This is a genomic window from Phenylobacterium parvum, from assembly GCF_003150835.1.
Lineage (GTDB): Bacteria > Pseudomonadota > Alphaproteobacteria > Caulobacterales > Caulobacteraceae > Phenylobacterium > Phenylobacterium parvum.
Genome location: NZ_CP029479.1, coordinates 1,088,755 through 1,105,188 on the forward strand (window position 1 = coordinate 1,088,755; position 16,434 = coordinate 1,105,188).

Genomic DNA, 16,434 nt, shown 5'->3' on the forward strand with positions numbered 1-16,434 from the left:
GGGCGTCACGCGGAAAACTGCTCCGCCAGGACCCTCTCCTGAAGGCTCCGGCCAGCGTCGAAGAGCATGGTCATGGAAGCCTCGCGGTCTTCGGAGACATGGACTTCAACGACATCTCGGACCTCGAAGTTGTCGGCCACGGCGCTCACCGGGCGCTTCTCGGGTTCAAGAACCTCGAAGCAGACCCTGGCTGCATGGGGAAGGAGGGCGCCCCGCCAGCGCCTTGGCCGGAAGGCGCTGATCGGGGTGAGGGCGAGGACCCGCGCCTCGAGGGGGATGATCGGCCCGTGGGCCGAGAGGTTGTAGGCGGTTGAACCGGCCGGGGTCGCCACAAGGGCGCCGTCACACGAGAGCTCAGCCAGGCGTTCGGTTTCGTCGATCAGGATCCTGAGCTTCGCCGTCTGCCGGGTCTCGCGCAGGAGCGACACTTCATTGAAGGCCCGGGCGGTGAAGCGCTGGCCTGCGGCGTCGACGGCGGTCATTACGAGGGGATGGATCTCTGCGTGCTCTGCAGCGGCGATCCGGGCGGGGAGGTCATCCTCCTCGAAGTCATTCATCAGGAATCCGACCGACCCCCGATTCATCCCGTAGATGGGCGCCTTTCGGGCCACGGGCAGGTGCAGGACCTCCAGCATGAAGCCGTCGCCGCCGAGGGCTACGATGACGTCCGCCGTCTCAAGGGGCGCATCGCCATAGCGTTCGGCCAGCCGCCGCCGGGCGTCCTCGGCTTCTGGCCTGTCGCTGCTGAGAAAGGCCATCCTGAGGGGGGGCTGCGAAGACGGTGAGGTCACGACGGGCCCTCAGATTTCCGCGATCGCCCGGCGGAACGCGGAGGCTGCAGCGCTGGGATTGACCTTCACAAACGCGTTCATGGCGCGACGATCGCCATCCGTTCCTCCGCCAGGAAGGCCATGGTTCAGGTTGCGCACCTGAGCGAGCAGGCTTGGGAAAACCGTCCGGTCCACGCCAACAGCCGCACAGGCGAGGGCCAGGATTTCAGGCCGGCCGCTGTCCAGGGCCTTGCGGACGTCGCGCGCTTCAAATCGACCCAAGGTGGCCAGTCCGGCGACGAACAGGGACAGGCGGCGGTCTTTCAGGGCCTTTACCAGGAAGCCAGGCCTGAGCTGTCCGGACATGTCGAGCTTGGCGACGAGTTGGCGGTCGCTGCGCTCTTCGTCGGTCTCGGTCGGGGCCATGGTCTGGAGACGGCCGCCCTGCGCCTTGCCCGACTTCGCTTCGCTGACCGAGAGGCTGAGGGCGCGGTCCAAGGCGGGGGTATCAAGGTCAAACCTTCCGGCCAGGGACTTGCGGAGGGTCTCGCCCACCCAGGCGTATAGATACCCGGCGAGTTCGTCGTTCAGGCCGGGATGCTGGGTAAGCGGAGAGTGGAGGGAAGCCACCTCCTGCGCCTTGTTGACCAGATCAAAGAGGTGGTCCCGGGAAACCCGCGCCGTCTCATTCTCGACCAGGGCGGTCATCACCTCGGGCTTTCCGGCCTTGAGGATGGCCTCGACTACCTGAGGCCCGATCTCGGGTCGGCGGGCGACCTCGACCTGGTGTTCCAGAGTCGCCTCGACGAGGATCCGGATGAGGTCCGGGTCCTTCAGGATGGGGCTGCGGGCGATGATCGGCCGGGCGATCTCGATGTCGTCGAAGGACAGGATGTTGATCAGGGCCGACGGCGCCCAGTCTGCAGAGGCGATCTTGTCGGCCAGCCGCAGCCGGATGTCGAACTCGGCCTGGAAGACGAGGTCGAAGAAGACCTGGGACAGAAGGGCCTGGACCCGGGGGGAGCGCAACTCTTGGGAATTGCCGTCGCAAAGATCCACCAGGCGGATGAGCAGCCGCTCGCGATCCGCGACGTCGCGGCTCTTGGCGAGGGACATGATCTCGTCCACCCTGTCGCTCAACAAGAACTCTCCGCAGGTGGCCTGTTTGACAGGGAACGCTGGCGATGCGCCCACATTCCTCCGCCAGCGCGATCGCCGGATGAATACCTATAGAACAAGCGGAACGGAATGTTGAGGCATGTCATGTCGTCCACCTTCATCCTGAGCCTTGACCAGGGCACGACCTCCACCCGGGCCATCCTGTTCGACACCGCCGGGATTGAGGTCGCCAGCCTCTCCGAGCCGCTCCAGCAGTACTATCCCGGGGACGGTGAGGTGGAGCATGACGCCTCGGAGATTTACGCAGCCGCGGTCAAGGTGCTGAGGGGCGTACTGGAGATGGCGGGGCGCCGCGCCTCCGAGGTGGCGGCCATCGGGGTGACGAACCAGCGCGAGACCATTGTGGTGTGGGACCGCAAGACCGGAGAGCCTGTCGGGCGCGCCCTGGTCTGGCAGGACCGCCGGACGGCGCCGGCCTGCGAGGCGCTGCGGGCGAAGGGCGTGGAGCCCCGGGTGACGGCGCTCACTGGCCTTCTGCTGGATCCCTACTTCTCGGGCACCAAGCTGGCCTGGATCCTCGATAGCCAGCCGGGCCTGCGGGCCCGGGCGGAGGCGGGTGAACTTCTTGCCGGCACCATGGACTGCTGGGTGATCTGGAAGCTTACGGGCGGGGCGGTCCACGCCACTGACGCCACCAACGCTTCCCGGACGCTACTCTTCGACATCCATGCCCAGGACTGGTCCGATGAACTCCTGGACCTGTTCCGCGTCCCCCGCGGGCTCCTGCCGCGGGTTCTCAACTGCGCAGACGACTACGGGAGAACCCTGCCGGAGTTCCTGGGCGGGGCGATCGCTATACGGGGGGTCGCTGGCGACCAGCAGGCGGCCCTGATGGGACAGGGTTGCATTCGCCCCGGCGAGATGAAGGCGACCTACGGAACCGGGTGCTTCCTGCTGCTGAACACGGGCGAAACCGCGGCGCGGTCCTCCGCGCGCCTCCTGACGACGGTGGCGGCCCGTCTTGATGGAAAGGCCACCTATGCCCTTGAAGGTTCGATCTTTGTCGCTGGCGCAGCCCTGCAGTGGGTGAACGAGGGCCTGCAGGTCCCCGGGGGCGGCGCCGAAGTCGAGGCCCTGGCCCGACGCGCGCGCCCTGGCCATGGCGTGACCCTGGTTCCCGCCTTCACAGGCCTGGGGGCCCCCTGGTGGGACCCTGAAGCCCGCGCAGGCCTCCTCGGCATGACCCGAGACACAGGCATTCCCGAGATCGCCGACGCCGCTTTTGAAGCGGCCGCCTTCCAGACCCGCGACTTGATCGAGGCCATGAGGCTGGATGCGCCTGCAGCCTTTGGGCCTGACGCCGAGCTCCGTGTCGACGGGGGCATGTCGCGTTCGGCCTGGTTCTGCCAGAAGCTTGCGGACCGGACCCGGACCCCGGTAGGCCGCGCCGCCTACGAGGAAACCACCGCCCTTGGCGCAGCCCTCTTCGCCGGTCTGGGCTGCGGGATCTTTGCAACCCCCGCCGATGCGGCGTCCGCCCGCCCCCAGACCACCCGGCTCTCGCCCCAGGGTGACTCGGAGGCGGCCGACCAGGCCTATGCCGGCTGGCTACGCGCAGTCTCCCGCATCCGTTCCGACGCCTAGGCTCCGCCCCCCGCCCTTGACCTTTGGGAGCGTCGGGGCGACCCTTCAGCCAGAAGTGTTCTGAGGGAGGTCGCCATGGCTGATGGTTCGCTTGCGGGCATTGTCTCGCTGAAGGGCAAGGTAAGCGAAGAGGAGTGGCAGGCCCGCGTCGATCTCGCGGCCCTCTATCGGCTCGCCGCCCTGCACGGGTGGGACGACATGATCTACACCCACATCTCGGCCCGCATTCCCGGGCCAGAGCACCATTTCCTGATCAACCCGTACGGTATGCTGTTCGACGAGATCACGGCCTCGTCCCTGGTGCGCATCGATGTCGAGGGCAACATCCTCCAGGAGACGCCCTATTTCATCAATCCGGCGGGTTTCACCATCCACTCCGCGGTTCACATGAACCGCGAGGACGCTCATTTCGTCATGCACCTGCACTCGGACCAGGGCGCGGCGGTTTCCTCCCAGAAGGAGGGCCTCCTGCCCCTTACCCAGCATTCGCTGATCTGCCTGCCGCACCTCGCCTACCACGACTATGAGGGCATCGCCCTCAACCTCGACGAGCGCGAGCGGCTGGTCGCGGACCTTGGCGACAAGAGCCTGATGCTGCTTCGCAACCACGGCACACTGGCCCTGGGCGAAAGCGCGGCGGAGTGCTGGAACGGGATGTTCTTCCTCGAGCGCGCCTGCAAGCAGCAGGTCATGGCGCTTTCCTGCGGCCGCGAGAACGTCCTGATTGCGCCGGAGGCTGCACAGGACGAGGTGCGCCGGCAGGTTGAACGCGGCATTGGCGGGAAGCTGGGTTGGCCGGGGTGCCTGCGCAAGCTCGACCGGGAAATGCCGGGCTACGACGCCTGATCAGAGCCGGGGCGCCGGTTTCCCCCGCCTGCGGACTCCTCCGGGGTGGACGCAGCGGAAACCCGCGCCTAGGAAGCGCTCTCATTTCTCGCTGACGCCCTAGGATTCGTCGGGGCCCCGGAGTTTATGCGCACGTGCTCAGGCGGCACTTCTTTCTCGCCCTCGCGGTCGGCGTCGTACTGCTCATGCTGGTGGCCGGGGGACTGAAGCTCTTCTCCGGCGGCAAGGGAGACGCAAGCGGTTCACCCCAGGCCGCGGCCGCGGGCGGCAAGCCTGGCAAGGGCAGGGGAGGGCCGGGCGGCCCGCGTGGCGAGGTGCCGCAGGTTTCCCTCGTCAGCCCGGGCAACCGGACCTTCACCGAGCGTCTCGAGCTCCTTGGCGTCGCCAAGGGCCGTCAGTCCGTGACCCTGTCGGCGGCGACCACCCAGCTTGTCAGCCGGGTCCTGTTCACCCCTGGCCAGCGCGTGGCCAAGGGGCAGGTCCTTGTCGAACTCAAGACCACCGAGCAGGACGCCGCCCTGGCCCAGGCCCGCGCCCGCGAGGTCCAGGCCCGTCGGGCCTATGAACGCTGGCGCACACTGGGCGAGCAGGGCTACGCCTCCGTCGCGGCGGTGGACCAGTATGACGCCGCCTGGAAGAGCGCCCGGGCCGACGTCGGCGCCGCCGAGGCCCGGCTGGGCGACCGGGTCATCCGCGCACCCTTCTCAGGCGTAGTCGGGCTCTCGGACATCGCCCCCGGCGCCATCATCAACCCCGGCGCCGCCATCGTGACCCTGGACGACCTGTCCGCGGTCCGGGTGGACTTCCAGGTGCCTGACCGGTTCCTTTCCGCCGTGAAGGAAGGCCAGGCCCTGACCGCGACGGTGGACGCCTGGCCGGGCGCGCGCTTCGAGGGTCGGATCATTCGCCTGGACACCCGGATCGACGAGCGCACCCGGGCCCTGACAGCGCGATCGGAGTTCGCCAGCCCTGAAGGCAAGCTCAAGCCCGGCATGATGCTGCGGGTCGGCGTCAGCCAGGGCGTCCGCACGGCCCTGGCCCTGCCGGAATCCGCCGTAGCGGTCCAGGGCGAGGGCGCCTCGGTCTTCGTCGTGGTCGAGGAAGCCGGCCGGATGAGCGTCCAGCAGAAGCCGGTGGTCGCCGGCCTCCGGCAGGATGGTTGGGTCGAAATCCTCGAAGGCGTGACGCCGGCCGACCGGGTCGTCGCTGACGGCCTCAACCGCATCCAGTCCGGGCAGACCGTCCGTCCCGCGGGGGCGCCGCCCACCGCAGGCGGCCAGGGGGGAGGCGCCGCCCCGCGCAGGGCCGGATGATGCTCTCCGACATCTCGGTCCGGCGACCGATTTTTGCGGCCGTCGGGGCCATCCTCCTCTGCGTGATCGGCATCGCAAGCTATCTGGCCCTTCCCGTTCGGGAACTGCCCAGCGTGGATCCGCCGACGGTCAGCGTGTCCACCACCTACCGGGGGGCTTCCGCCGAGGTGGTCGAGGAGCGGATCACCCAGGTCATCGAACGCCAGGTCTCCGGCATCCAGGGGATCGACCGGGTCAGTTCTTCCTCCCGCGACGGGGGGAGCCGGATTTCCATCTCCTTCACCCTCGACCGGAACCTCGACGCCGCGGCGAACGACGTGCGCGACGCGGTGAGCCGCGTCACGCCGCTCCTTCCCGACCAGGCCGACCCGCCGCAGATCGCCAAGGCGAACGCGGATGACTCGCCGATCATGTTCATCAGCCTCACGTCGACGACGCTGAACCGGCTGCAGCTGACGGATTACGCCAACCGATACCTCGTCGAGCGGCTCTCCACCGTGCCAGGGGTGGCCCAGGTCGGGGTGGGCGGCGCGCAGGTCTACGCCATGCGGATCTGGCTCGATCCCCTCGCGATGGCGGCCCGCGGCGTCACCGTCGACGACGTGGAGTCCGCGCTTCGAGCCCAGAACCTGGAACTGCCTGCGGGTTCGCTGGAAGCGCCCACGAAGGACTTCACCATTCGCGTGGCCCGGGGCTATGCAACGCCCAAGGACTTCGCCCAGTTGCCGGTGACGGCCTCGGGCGCCAACCGCGCTTCCACCACCGTGGCCGGCCAGCAGGGCGCGCTCGGCTCGTCCGCCAGCGCCGCCGGGGCGGCGGCGTCGCCCCTGTCGGCTGCAGCGAGCGCCGCCAACCCCAACGCCTATGTCCTGCGGCTGGGCGATATCGCTCGCATCGAGGAGGGCCCGGACGAGCGCCGGCGTCTCTTCCGTTCGAACAATGTCGACCAGGTCGGCCTCGCCATCACGCGTCAGTCCCAGGCCAATGAACTGGAGATCTCGGAGGGCATCCGCGAGCAGATCGCCGATATCAACCGTAGCCTTCCGTCCGGGACGAAGATGGAGGTGGCCGTCGATTTCACCACCTTCACCCGCCACGCCCTGCAGGAAGTCTGGGTCACCATGGGCATGGCCCTTGTCCTCGTGGCGGTGGTCAACCTGATCTTCCTCGGCTCCTGGAGGGCGGCCGTCGTTCCCTCGGTGGTCGCGCCGATCTGCATCCTCGCCACCTTCATTGTCCTGGCGGCGCTGGGCTTCTCGGTGAACCTCCTCACCCTCCTCGCCCTGGTGCTGGCCATCGGCCTGGTCGTGGACGACGCCATCGTCGTGGTCGAGAATATCCAGCGGCGCATTGACGAGGGCGAGGATCCCCTCGTGGCCGCACAGAGGGGAGCCCGCCAGGTCTTCTTCGCCGTGGTCGCGACCACCGTGGTGCTGGTCTCGGTCTTCGCGCCCCTGATGTTCATGCCAGGCTTCACCGGCCGGCTGTTCGTCGAGCTGGCCGTCTCGGTCGCGGCGGCGGTGGTCTTTTCCTCGCTCCTTGCCCTCAGCCTTTCCCCCATGCTCTCGTCGCTCCTGCTGCGGCGGTCGGGGACCGGCGGGCCCTTCATGAGGGCCTTCAACGCCGGGATGGGCTCCCTCCGGACGTCCTACCAGGCCTCGCTCGAAGCCCTCCTGGCGCCAGGCCGGCTTGCCTTCGCTTCGGTTGGAGCGGGATTGCTGATCGTTGTCTTCGGTCTGATCGCCGGAGGCCTCGCCCTCGTCATCCCCAAGGAATTGGTCCCCACCGAGGACCGGGGGCGTGTGGACATCTCGATCCAGGGCCCCGAGGGCGCCGGATACGACTACATCCTGCCCGCCTCGCAGGCCGTGGAGTCACGCCTCCTAGGTCTCCTGAAGGACGGGGTCATCGAGCGCTACACCCTTAGCGTGCCTGGATTTGGACGCAGCCAGTTCGGCTCGGGCGGCGGCAACGCCAGCCTTCCGGACACCCGGGAGCACAAGATCACTTCGCAGGACCTCGCCGCCCAGCTCAACCGCGAGTTCTCCGGCATTACCTCGGCCCGGGTCATCGCTTCTGTCCGTCCCTCCATCCAGCGTGGCGGCGGCGGTGGCGGCGGCTCCAGCGTCAACGTCATCGTCGTGGGTGACGAGTATCCGCAGATCGAGCGCGCGATCCAGCCCCTGCTGGCGGCGGCGCGGACCAATCCCGGCCTCGCGCGTCCTCGTCTCGATTATGAACCGACGTCGCCCCGCCTGCTCGTGGAGCTGGACCGGGACAAGGCGGCGCAGCTTGGCGTCTCGGCCCAGGCGGTCGGCCGGGCCCTGGAAACCCTGTTTGGCTCCCGCAAGACGACGACCTACGTCAAGGGAGGCCAGGAGTACGACGTCATCCTGCAGGCTGACCGTTCCAAGCGGATAAACGAGTCGGACCTGCGAAACGTCTATGTCCGGGCGGCCTCAGGGGCCTCGGTGCCTCTCTCCGCCCTTGTCACGACCGAGATCCGCGGCGACACCCCCAGCCGCGACCGTGTCGACCGACTGCGGGCCATCACCCTCTCGGTCCAGCTGAACCCCGGCTACACGGTGGGCGAGGCCGTGACCTTCTTCCAGCGGGAAATCGACAAGCGGCCGGGCACGACGGTCAAGTGGGGCGGTCTCGCCCGCGACTACCTCGAGGGCGGAACCGCCGTCTACGGGGCGCTGGGCCTGGCCCTCATCCTGGTCTTCCTCGTGCTTGCCGCCCAGTTCGAGAGCTGGATCCATCCCCTGGTGATCATGCTGACGGTACCCGTGGCGGCGGTGGGCGGCCTCTTTGGCCTCCTCGTCAGCGGGTCGACCCTCAACACCTACAGCCAGATCGGCCTGATCATGCTGGTGGGCATAGCCGCCAAGAACGGGATCCTCATCGTCGAGTTTGCAAACCAGTTGCGTGATGAGGGGCGGACGGTCCGGGACGCCGTGATCGAGAGCTCTGTGCTTCGCCTGCGGCCGATCCTGATGACGTCGATCTCGGCGGTGGCGGGCGCCATACCGCTGATCGTCGCCGGGGGAGCTGGCGCGGAATCCCGGCGGACGATCGGGGTCGTCATCTTCTTCGGGGCGATCTTCTCGACCCTCCTGACGGTGTTCCTCGTGCCGGTCTTCTACAGCCTGCTGGCGAGGTACACCCAGTCTCCCCAGGCCAGAGCGCGGAAGATCGAGGCCTTCGAGGCCCGCGAGGCCGCCACCCCCGCGGAGTAGCCCCGCCTATTTCGCGGGGCTGGTGTTGACCTTAAGGAAGGCGATCAGTGCGGCTCGGTCGTCAGGCGACTTCATGCCCACGTAGGACATCTTGGTGCCCTCGACGAGGCCACGGGGATTCTCGATCCACTTGTCCATGGTGGCGACATCCCAGGTGAGGCCGGAGGCCTTTAGGGCGTCGGAATAGTTGAACCCCGCCACATGGGCGGCCTTGGCGCCAAAGGTTCCCCAGAGGTTGGGCCCGGTCAGGTTCGTCCCACCCTGGACATAGGTGTGGCAGGATCGGCACATGGCGTAGAGGGCCTCACCCTTGGCAAGGTCGGCGCTGCGGTAGGGCTCCGGCAACTCCGCCAGCAGGGCGGTCTTCTGGGCCTCGGTCAGGACGGCCGGTTCCGCTGTGGGCGCCGACCCGGCGCCGCCCTCCGGCGCGGGTTGGCTGCAGGCGGCGAGGGCCAGGCCGGCCAGCAGGGCGACGGCGGAAAGGGATCGGGCGGCGGACATGGGCGTCTCCGAAACTGGCTGGCCCCCCTTGGGCCAGGCGCGAAAATCCTCTGGTGCCGGCTACAGGACTCGAACCCGTGACCTTCGGTTTACAAAACCGCTGCTCTACCAGCTGAGCTAAGCCGGCCCGGGCGCTCCGATGCCACGCGCGGCGCCCCGTGCCAAGTGCGCATGGCCTGGATGCGCCTCCGGGGTTCTGGATGCCGGCCCGGCGGACCCCTAGACTGGCGTCAAGCCACGGGGGTCCCGAATGCCTGAAACTGTCCTTCTGAACATCCAGGACCGCGAAATGGGTCGCGTGGCCTTTGTCACCCTCAACAGTCCGGGCCGCCTGAACGCCCTGGACTCCAACATGATGGAGGCCTTCGCCGGACTTTTGGAGGAACTCGCCGGGGATGCTGGCCTCCGCGCCCTTGTGCTGACAGGGGCCGGGGAGCGGGCCTTTATCGGCGGCGCCGACATAAACGAAATGGCGGCCTTCGCGGATCCTGCGGCCGCCCGCGCCTTCATCACCCGTGTCCACAGGTGTTGCGCCGCCCTGAGGGATTTGCCGGTTCCGACCCTGGCGCGAATCCAGGGCTTCACCTTCGGGGCTGGCCTGGAGGTCGCGGCGGCTTGCGACCATCGCATCGCTGCAGAGGCCGCTGTCTTTGGGATGCCCGAAGTCCGGCTGGGGATCCCTTCGGTGGTGGAAGCCGCCCTGCTGCCCCAGCTGATCGGGTGGGGAAGGACCCGGGAGCTCCTCCTGTTCGGCGCTGACATCCCGGCCAGCCAGGCCCTGGCGTGGGGACTGGTCGAGCAGGTCGTCCCCGCGGAAGACCTGGATGCTGCAGTCGAGACGAGGCTGGCCCATCTCGCCCTCTGCACGCCGGGCGCGGTGCGGCTCCAGAAGTCCCTGATCCGGGCCTGGGAGGACCTGCCTCTCCGGGAGGCCATTGCGGCTGGGATTGATTCCTTCGAGGCGGCCGCCGCTGGCGGCGAGCCCGCCGTCGCCATGGCCGGGTTCCTCGAGCGCCGACGCCGGGAGAAGGCCGCCCGCAGTTAAGCTGGACCCGGAATTCGCCGGGCGGATTGCGAGGGCCTATGGCGCGCGGAGCGGGCGTCCTGTAAGTCGCCGCTCCCAAGCCTCCTCATTTCGAGCCTCACATGACCCGCATCCTCATCACCTCGGCCTTGCCCTACATCAACGGGATCAAGCACCTGGGGACGCTGGCGGGATCCATGCTGCCGGCCGACGTCTTCGCCCGGTTCAAGCGCGCCCAGGGTCATGAGACCCTCTACATCTGCGCCACCGACGAACACGGCACGCCCACCGAACTCGCTGCTGCGGAGGCCGGCGTGGACGCCGCCACCTTCTGCCTGCGCCAGCACGAGGTGCAGGCTGATCTCGCCCAGCGGTTCGGTCTGTCCTGGGATCACTTCGGAAGGTCGTCCTCCGTCCAGAACCGGGAGATGACCCAGGCGATGGCGCGGCGGCTCTGGGAGAACGGCTTCATCGAGGAGCGCGTGACCCAGCAGGTCTATTCCAACGCAGACCGGCGCTTCCTGCCGGACCGCTACGTGATCGGAACCTGCCCGCATTGCGGTTACGCCGCCGCCCGCGGCGACCAGTGCGAGAACTGCACCCGGGTCCTGGACCCCGCCGACCTCCTGTCTCCTCGATCGGCCGTATCGGGTTCGGAAGACATCGAAATCCGGCCCTCCAAGCACCTCTTCCTTCGCCAGAGCCTCTTTGCCGACCGCCTGCGGGCGTGGATTGAGGACAAGAAGGCGTCCTGGCCCGTGCTGGTCACCTCCATCGCCCTGAAGTGGCTGGACGAGGGTCTCCAGGACAGGGGGATCACCCGGGACCTGGAATGGGGCGTTCCCGTCAACGCCGCCGACTGGGGTCCGAACCCCGAGGGACGCACACCGGACATCGAGGGCCTGGCGGGCAAGGTCTTCTACGTCTGGTTCGACGCGCCCATCGAGTACATCGGCGCTACGCGGGAGTGGGCGGACGCGACGGGCGGGGACTGGGAGCGCTGGTGGCGGGGCGAGGCGGCTTCGGACGTGACCTATGTCCAGTTCATGGGGAAGGACAACGTACCGTTCCACACCGTGGGCTTTCCCTGCACCCTCATCGGGGTGAACGAGCGCCTGGGTGCAGACGGCGCCTGGACACCTGCCTCGAACACCCCCTGGAAGCTGGTCGACCGGCTGAAGGGCTTCAACTGGCTGGACTATTACGGCGGCCGATTCTCGACCTCGCAGCAGCGCGGGGTCTTCATGGACCAGGCCCTGGAGCTTCTGCCTCCGGACTACTGGCGCTGGTGGATCATCGCCAACGCCCCGGAGGGCTCGGACGCCAGTTTCTTCTGGGAACAGTTCCAGGCGCAGATCAACGCTGACCTGGCCGATGTCTTCGGCAACTTCGTGAACCGGATCCTGCGGTTCACGGAAAGCCGGTTCGAGGGCTGCGTCCCCGAGGGCGGGGAGGAGGGCCCGCTTGAGGCCCGCCTGCGCGCCGATGTCGCAGAGAAGCTGGGGGAACTGACCGCCCAGCTCGAGGCCCTCGAAATGCGCAAGTCCGCCCAGGCCCTTCGGCAACTGTGGGTGCTGGGCAACCAGTACCTGACCGAGGCGGCGCCCTGGACAGCGGTCAAGACCGACCGGGACCAGGCGGCCGTATCCGTCCGGATGGGCCTGAACCTCGTGGCGCTCTTCGCCCGGGTCTCGCGCCCCTTCATTCCCTTCACTTGCGAAGTCGTGGCCGCTGCGGTCGGCGAGGCCCCCGCCGCCGGTTGGCCAAACCCGGACCAGGCCCTCGACCTTCTCGCCCCCGGGAGGGAGGTGAAGGCGCCGGAGGTGCTCTTCCGCAAGATCGAGGGCGAGCAGGTCGAGGCCTGGCGCGCCCGGTTCGGCGGCCCCGAGGCCGCCTGAACTAGCGGCCGGTCAGGGCTTCGCGGCTCTTCTCTTCCTCGGGACTGATATCCAGGGGGTCCGGCGCCGCGGCGTTGTAGGCGGGGGTCTGCTGCAGGTCGATGACGACCGAGCGGTGACCCTGCCAGATCATGTGCAGGGCGACGTAGAAGACGATGGCGAGGCCGACAAAGCCCAGCCAGCGGTGCCTTTGCAGGAGGCTGGCGATCCAGGTGGCGGCCACGCCCATCAGGGCGATGGAAAGCAGAAGACCCACCACCAGCACCCAGACATGTTCCCGCGCCGCGCCGGCGACGGCCAGCACGTTGTCGAGGGACATGGCGACGTCGGCGAGCAGGATCTGCGTCATCGCCTGGCGCATGGTCTTGGGTTGGGCCCGGACTGCGGGCTCTCCGGCGAACTCGACGCCGGTGGCCTCTTCGAGGGCTTCTGCAGCTTCCGCAGCTTCGGCTTCATGACCCTCTCGCAGCTCACGCCACATCTTCCAGCAGACCCAGAGAAGCAGGATCCCCCCGGCGAGGAGCAGGCCGATCAGCTGGAGGAGCTGGACCGTCACCACGGCGAGGGCGAGGCGCAGGGCGACGGCGGCGATCAGGCCGTAGAGTATGGCCTTGCGCCGCTGCTCGGCAGGCAGGCCGGCCGCTGCGAGCCCAACGGCGACGGCGTTGTCCCCGGCGAGGGCCAGGTCGATCATGATGACCTGCGCAAGGGCGATGAGGGCGTCGGCGGAGGGGAGGGCGATATCCAGCATGCCCTCTTTTGGCGCGCTGCGGGGCGGCGGGCAACCTTGCTGCGCTTGCCGCGATGAAGGGGCGGCGGCAAGGTGGTGGAAACACACGGGAGGACGCCCCAGATGAACCGGGCCCTGACGCCGCCTGAGTCGGTCCTCGAGCCCGGCCTGCCGATCATCGATCCGCATCACCATCTCTGGGACCGGCCCGGCGCCCGCGGCGCCGATCTTCCCCCGCCGTCCCACCCGTTTGAAGCTGTGATCCGGCTTTCACCCCGCTACCTGTTCGACGAACTGCTGGCCGACATGACCAGCGGTCACAAGGTGGTGGCGACGGTCTACATGGAGTGCGGGGCCATGTACTGCCGGGGTGCGGCGCCAGCCTTCCGGCCCGTCGGCGAGACGGAGTTCGTCAATGGCGTTGCAGCCATGTCGGCCAGCGGCATCTATGGCGACGTCCGGGCATGTGCGGCCATCGTCGGGCACGTGGACCTGACCCTTGGGGCCGCAGCCCGGGAGGTCCTTGAGGCCCACATGTCCGCGAGCGCCAGGTTCCGCGGCATCCGGCACGCCGCCGCCTCAGATCCGGATTCGGCGGTGCTGGGCCCCTTGGCCGGCCGGCCTGCAGGTCTCTACCGGGATGCAAGGTTCCGCGAAGGGTTCGCCCAGCTTGCGCCCCTGGGCCTCTCCTTTGACGCCTGGCTGCTGGAGCCCCAACTCGACGACCTGATCGACCTGGCCCGCGCCTTTCCGGACACCCAGATCATCCTGGACCATGTCGGGACGCCCTTGGGGCTGGGCGATTATGTCGGACGGCGGGACGAGCGGTTTGGCGTCTGGCGGAAGAAGATCCAGGCGCTGGCGGCCCTGCCGAACGTCGCTTGCAAGGTTGGCGGCCTGGCCATGGCCTTCCCGGCCTTCCCGTCATTCCTTTCGGATCCGCCGGCATCATCGGAGCAGCTGGCCCGGGAGTGGCGGCCCCATGTCGAGTCCTGCATCGAGGCCTTCGGGACGGACCGCTGCATGTTCGAGAGCAATTTCCCGGTGGATCTCGGTTCCTGCGACTACCGGACCCTCTGGAACGCCTTCAAGCGCCTCGCGGCCGGCGCCTCCGCTACCGAGAAGACGGACCTGTTCTCCGGGACCGCCCAGAGGATCTACAGGGTTGACCTGACCTGAGGGCGAGGGGGCCTTGCCCCAGCCGCCAACCGCAACCAAAGTCACGATGAAAACAGACAGGGGAGAGAACCATGGCGATCGATTTTGAAATCCCGGAAGACGCAAAGGCGATGCGTGAGCGGGTCCGGCGGTGGGTGCACGAGGAATGCATCCCGGCCGAGAAGCGGCTGGTGGACCGCGAGTCCTTCAAGGTGGTGCTGGCCGAACTGAGGGCCAAAGCCCGTTCGCAGGGCCTCTGGAGCCCCTTCATTCCCAAGGAATACGGCGGCATGGGCCTCGGGCCCCTGGCCAACGCCCTGGTCCAGATGGAGCTGGGCGAAAGCCACCTGGGCGCCCTGTCGATGAACAGCCAGGGACCTGACGACGCCACCATGCTGACCCTGCTGGCGCACGGGACAGACTTCCAGAAGGAAAAGTACCTCAAGCCCCTGCTGAACGGTGAGAAGCGCGTCTGCTACTCCATGACCGAGAAGGCCGCCGGCGCCGACGCCACGGGCATGCAGACCCGGGCGGTGAAGGACGGCAAGGGCAACTACGTCCTGAACGGCGAGAAGTGGTTCTCGTCGGCCGCCAGCGCCGCGGACCTCGCCCTGGTCATGGCCATGACGGATCCGGATGCACCCCGTCACCAGCGCTACTCGACCTTCATCGTCGAGTTGCCGAACCCCGGCTACATCATCAAGCGCGACATCCCGACCATGGCGGCCGAAGGCCCGCTCTCGCACATCATGGGCGGCGGCCACTCCGAGATCGAGATCAAGGACCTGGTGGTCCCGGCGGAGAACCTGCTGGGCGGCGAGGGCAACGGCTTCAACATGGGCCAGCACCGTCTCGCCTACGGCCGCCTGCGGCACGGCATGCACAATGTCGCCCTGGCCCAGCGGGCCCTGGACCTGGCGGCCAAGCACGTCACCTCGCGCGAGACCTTTGGCCAGAAGCTGTCCAAGCGGCAGGGGGTCCAGTGGATGCTCGCCGACTGCGCCAGCGAGCTCTACATGGCCCGCCTCATGCTCCTCCACATCGCCTACAAGGCCGAGAAGGGCATGGACCTGAGGCAGGAAAACTCCATCGCCAAGGTCTTCCTGGCGAACATGGTGCACAAGGTGGTCGACACCGCGATCCAGCTGCACGGGGCCCTGGGCTACAGCCGCGATACGCCGCTGGCGGCCTGGTACACCCACATCCGCTCGCAGCGTCTGGTGGATGGGCCGGACGAAGTGCACCGGTGGACCACTGGCCGTAACGTGATCCGCGCCTTTGAGCGGGATGGCACCACGGCGGCGGCGGCGGGCGGCGACCTGCTCTGACGAACGGGCTCAGCGGCGGGGGCGGGCGGCCTCATAGAGGGCCACCGCCGCCGCCGCCGACACGTTGAGGCTCTCGAAACCGCCCGGCATGGGAATGCGGGCGGTTTCGTCACAATGTTCGGCCACCAGACGGCGCACGCCTTCGCCCTCTGATCCCAGGACCAGCACCACCGGGCCCCCGTCAAGCACTGCGGAAAGATCGCGTTCAGCGTCCCCGTCCAGCCCCACGGCCCGCCATCCCAGGTCGGAAAGGCGATCCAGCGCCCGGGAGAGGTTCACCTCGCGGGCGACGGGAAGGATGTCGACGGCGCCAGCCGCAGCCTTGGCCAATGCCCCCGAGAGCCTCGGGGCCCGCCGCTCCTGCAGGATCACGCCGCGGGCGCCGAAGGCGGCGGCCGATCGCAGGATGGCGCCGACGTTCCCGGCGTCGGTCACCTGGTCCAGCATGAGAAGGACGGCGCCTGCCTCCGGCGCGAAATCCTCAAGGTCCACAGTCTCAGGTTCGGGCCCCTCCAAGGCCAGGCCCTGGTGCGCGGCGCCGGCTGGAAGGAGACGGGCCAGGCCGGCGGCGTCCATGGTCTCGAGTCGCTTCTGAGGTCCGAATCGCCGTTCGAGCTCACGGGCGCGATCGGGGGTGGCGACGAGTCGGCGCAGGGCCGGCCTCGCCGGATTTGAAAGGGCCGCCTCAACGGCGTGGACGCCCCAGATCCAGTCCCCGGAAACCGCCTGGAAACGGGCTTTCGGAGGGCCGCCTGACCCGGAAGACACAGGCGGTCCGCGCCGCTTCCGGCCTGCGTTGCGTTCGGGATGCGAGGCCACTATAAGACGCGCTCCAAATTGAGGCCGGGGCTTTTCCGGGCC

At 68.2% G+C, this 16,434-nt stretch carries 13 protein-coding genes and 1 tRNA gene; 8 read left to right on the forward strand and 6 right to left on the reverse strand.

Annotation, left to right across the window (positions count from 1 at the left end; translation table 11 throughout):
* Window positions 1-5: 5 nt before the first annotated feature.
* Window positions 6-758, reverse strand: coding sequence for an NAD kinase (locus HYN04_RS05255; protein WP_110449790.1), 753 nt, complete (start codon window positions 756-758; stop codon window positions 6-8).
* 42 nt (window positions 759-800) lie between these two features.
* A complete protein-coding gene (locus HYN04_RS05260) occupies window positions 801-1,910 on the reverse strand; it encodes a DUF2336 domain-containing protein (RefSeq protein ID WP_241962698.1) in 1,110 nt (369 codons plus the stop codon).
* A gap of 123 nt (window positions 1,911-2,033) precedes the next feature.
* Between HYN04_RS05260 and glpK the strand changes: the two genes are divergently transcribed.
* From glpK to HYN04_RS05280, 4 genes are all read left to right on the forward strand, one after another.
* Window positions 2,034-3,533: a glycerol kinase GlpK gene (gene glpK, locus HYN04_RS05265; protein WP_110449791.1), complete on the forward strand. Its 1,500-nt coding sequence runs from the start codon at window positions 2,034-2,036 to the stop codon at window positions 3,531-3,533.
* A gap of 75 nt (window positions 3,534-3,608) precedes the next feature.
* A complete protein-coding gene (locus HYN04_RS05270) occupies window positions 3,609-4,379 on the forward strand; it encodes a class II aldolase/adducin family protein (protein WP_110449792.1) in 771 nt (256 codons plus the stop codon).
* A gap of 134 nt (window positions 4,380-4,513) precedes the next feature.
* Window positions 4,514-5,692 (forward strand): efflux RND transporter periplasmic adaptor subunit, encoded by a 1,179-nt coding sequence (locus HYN04_RS05275; protein WP_162599552.1) that lies wholly within the window; start codon window positions 4,514-4,516, stop codon window positions 5,690-5,692.
* Window positions 5,692-8,934, forward strand: coding sequence for an efflux RND transporter permease subunit (locus HYN04_RS05280; RefSeq protein WP_110449793.1), 3,243 nt, complete (start codon window positions 5,692-5,694; stop codon window positions 8,932-8,934). Before HYN04_RS05275 ends, HYN04_RS05280 begins: the two co-directional genes overlap by 1 nt.
* 6 nt (window positions 8,935-8,940) lie before the next feature.
* On the opposite strand, the gene HYN04_RS05285 is transcribed toward HYN04_RS05280, so the two are convergent.
* Complete coding sequence (locus tag HYN04_RS05285; RefSeq protein ID WP_110449794.1) at window positions 8,941-9,435, reverse strand: c-type cytochrome; 495 nt, start codon at window positions 9,433-9,435, stop codon at window positions 8,941-8,943.
* A 51-nt stretch (window positions 9,436-9,486) separates the two neighbouring features.
* Window positions 9,487-9,562, reverse strand: a tRNA-Thr gene (locus tag HYN04_RS05290).
* Window positions 9,563-9,685: 123 nt separating this feature from the next.
* Here HYN04_RS05290 and HYN04_RS05295 point away from each other — a divergent pair.
* Together HYN04_RS05295 and metG are read left to right on the forward strand one after the other, a co-directional pair.
* On the forward strand, window positions 9,686-10,480 hold the full coding sequence (locus HYN04_RS05295; RefSeq protein ID WP_110449795.1) for an enoyl-CoA hydratase: 795 nt from the start codon (window positions 9,686-9,688) through the stop codon (window positions 10,478-10,480).
* A gap of 101 nt (window positions 10,481-10,581) precedes the next feature.
* The gene (metG, locus tag HYN04_RS05300) at window positions 10,582-12,357 is read left to right on the forward strand and encodes a methionine--tRNA ligase (RefSeq protein WP_110449796.1); all 1,776 of its coding nucleotides are present in this window, start codon (window positions 10,582-10,584) and stop codon (window positions 12,355-12,357) included.
* A 1-nt stretch (window position 12,358) separates the two neighbouring features.
* On the opposite strand, the gene HYN04_RS05305 is transcribed toward metG, so the two are convergent.
* Window positions 12,359-13,108 carry a YjbE family putative metal transport protein gene (locus HYN04_RS05305; protein WP_110449797.1) on the reverse strand — a complete coding sequence of 250 codons (750 nt, stop codon included), beginning with the start codon at window positions 13,106-13,108 and terminating at the stop codon, window positions 12,359-12,361.
* 102 nt (window positions 13,109-13,210) lie between these two features.
* On the opposite strand from HYN04_RS05305, the gene HYN04_RS05310 reads away from it, so the two are divergent.
* Window positions 13,211-14,266 (forward strand): amidohydrolase family protein, encoded by a 1,056-nt coding sequence (locus HYN04_RS05310; RefSeq protein ID WP_110449798.1) that lies wholly within the window; start codon window positions 13,211-13,213, stop codon window positions 14,264-14,266.
* A 71-nt stretch (window positions 14,267-14,337) separates the two neighbouring features.
* Window positions 14,338-15,573: an acyl-CoA dehydrogenase family protein gene (locus HYN04_RS05315; protein WP_110449799.1), complete on the forward strand. Its 1,236-nt coding sequence runs from the start codon at window positions 14,338-14,340 to the stop codon at window positions 15,571-15,573.
* A gap of 9 nt (window positions 15,574-15,582) precedes the next feature.
* On the opposite strand, the gene rlmB is transcribed toward HYN04_RS05315, so the two are convergent.
* Window positions 15,583-16,392 carry a 23S rRNA (guanosine(2251)-2'-O)-methyltransferase RlmB gene (gene rlmB, locus HYN04_RS05320; protein ID WP_110449800.1) on the reverse strand — a complete coding sequence of 270 codons (810 nt, stop codon included), beginning with the start codon at window positions 16,390-16,392 and terminating at the stop codon, window positions 15,583-15,585.
* Window positions 16,393-16,434: the final 42 nt, after the last annotated feature.

Coding starts and splice junctions, on each gene's coding strand:
- HYN04_RS05255 (WP_110449790.1), bottom strand. CDS start 758: ATGGCCTTTCTCAGCAGCGACAGGCCAGAAGCCGAGGACGCCCGGCGG.
- glpK (WP_110449791.1), top strand. CDS start 2,034: ATGTCGTCCACCTTCATCCTGAGCCTTGACCAGGGCACGACCTCCACC.
- HYN04_RS05270 (WP_110449792.1), top strand. CDS start 3,609: ATGGCTGATGGTTCGCTTGCGGGCATTGTCTCGCTGAAGGGCAAGGTA.
- HYN04_RS05280 (WP_110449793.1), top strand. CDS start 5,692: ATGCTCTCCGACATCTCGGTCCGGCGACCGATTTTTGCGGCCGTCGGG.
- HYN04_RS05285 (WP_110449794.1), bottom strand. CDS start 9,435: ATGTCCGCCGCCCGATCCCTTTCCGCCGTCGCCCTGCTGGCCGGCCTG.
- HYN04_RS05295 (WP_110449795.1), top strand. CDS start 9,686: ATGCCTGAAACTGTCCTTCTGAACATCCAGGACCGCGAAATGGGTCGC.
- metG (WP_110449796.1), top strand. CDS start 10,582: ATGACCCGCATCCTCATCACCTCGGCCTTGCCCTACATCAACGGGATC.
- HYN04_RS05305 (WP_110449797.1), bottom strand. CDS start 13,108: ATGCTGGATATCGCCCTCCCCTCCGCCGACGCCCTCATCGCCCTTGCG.
- HYN04_RS05310 (WP_110449798.1), top strand. CDS start 13,211: ATGAACCGGGCCCTGACGCCGCCTGAGTCGGTCCTCGAGCCCGGCCTG.
- HYN04_RS05315 (WP_110449799.1), top strand. CDS start 14,338: ATGGCGATCGATTTTGAAATCCCGGAAGACGCAAAGGCGATGCGTGAG.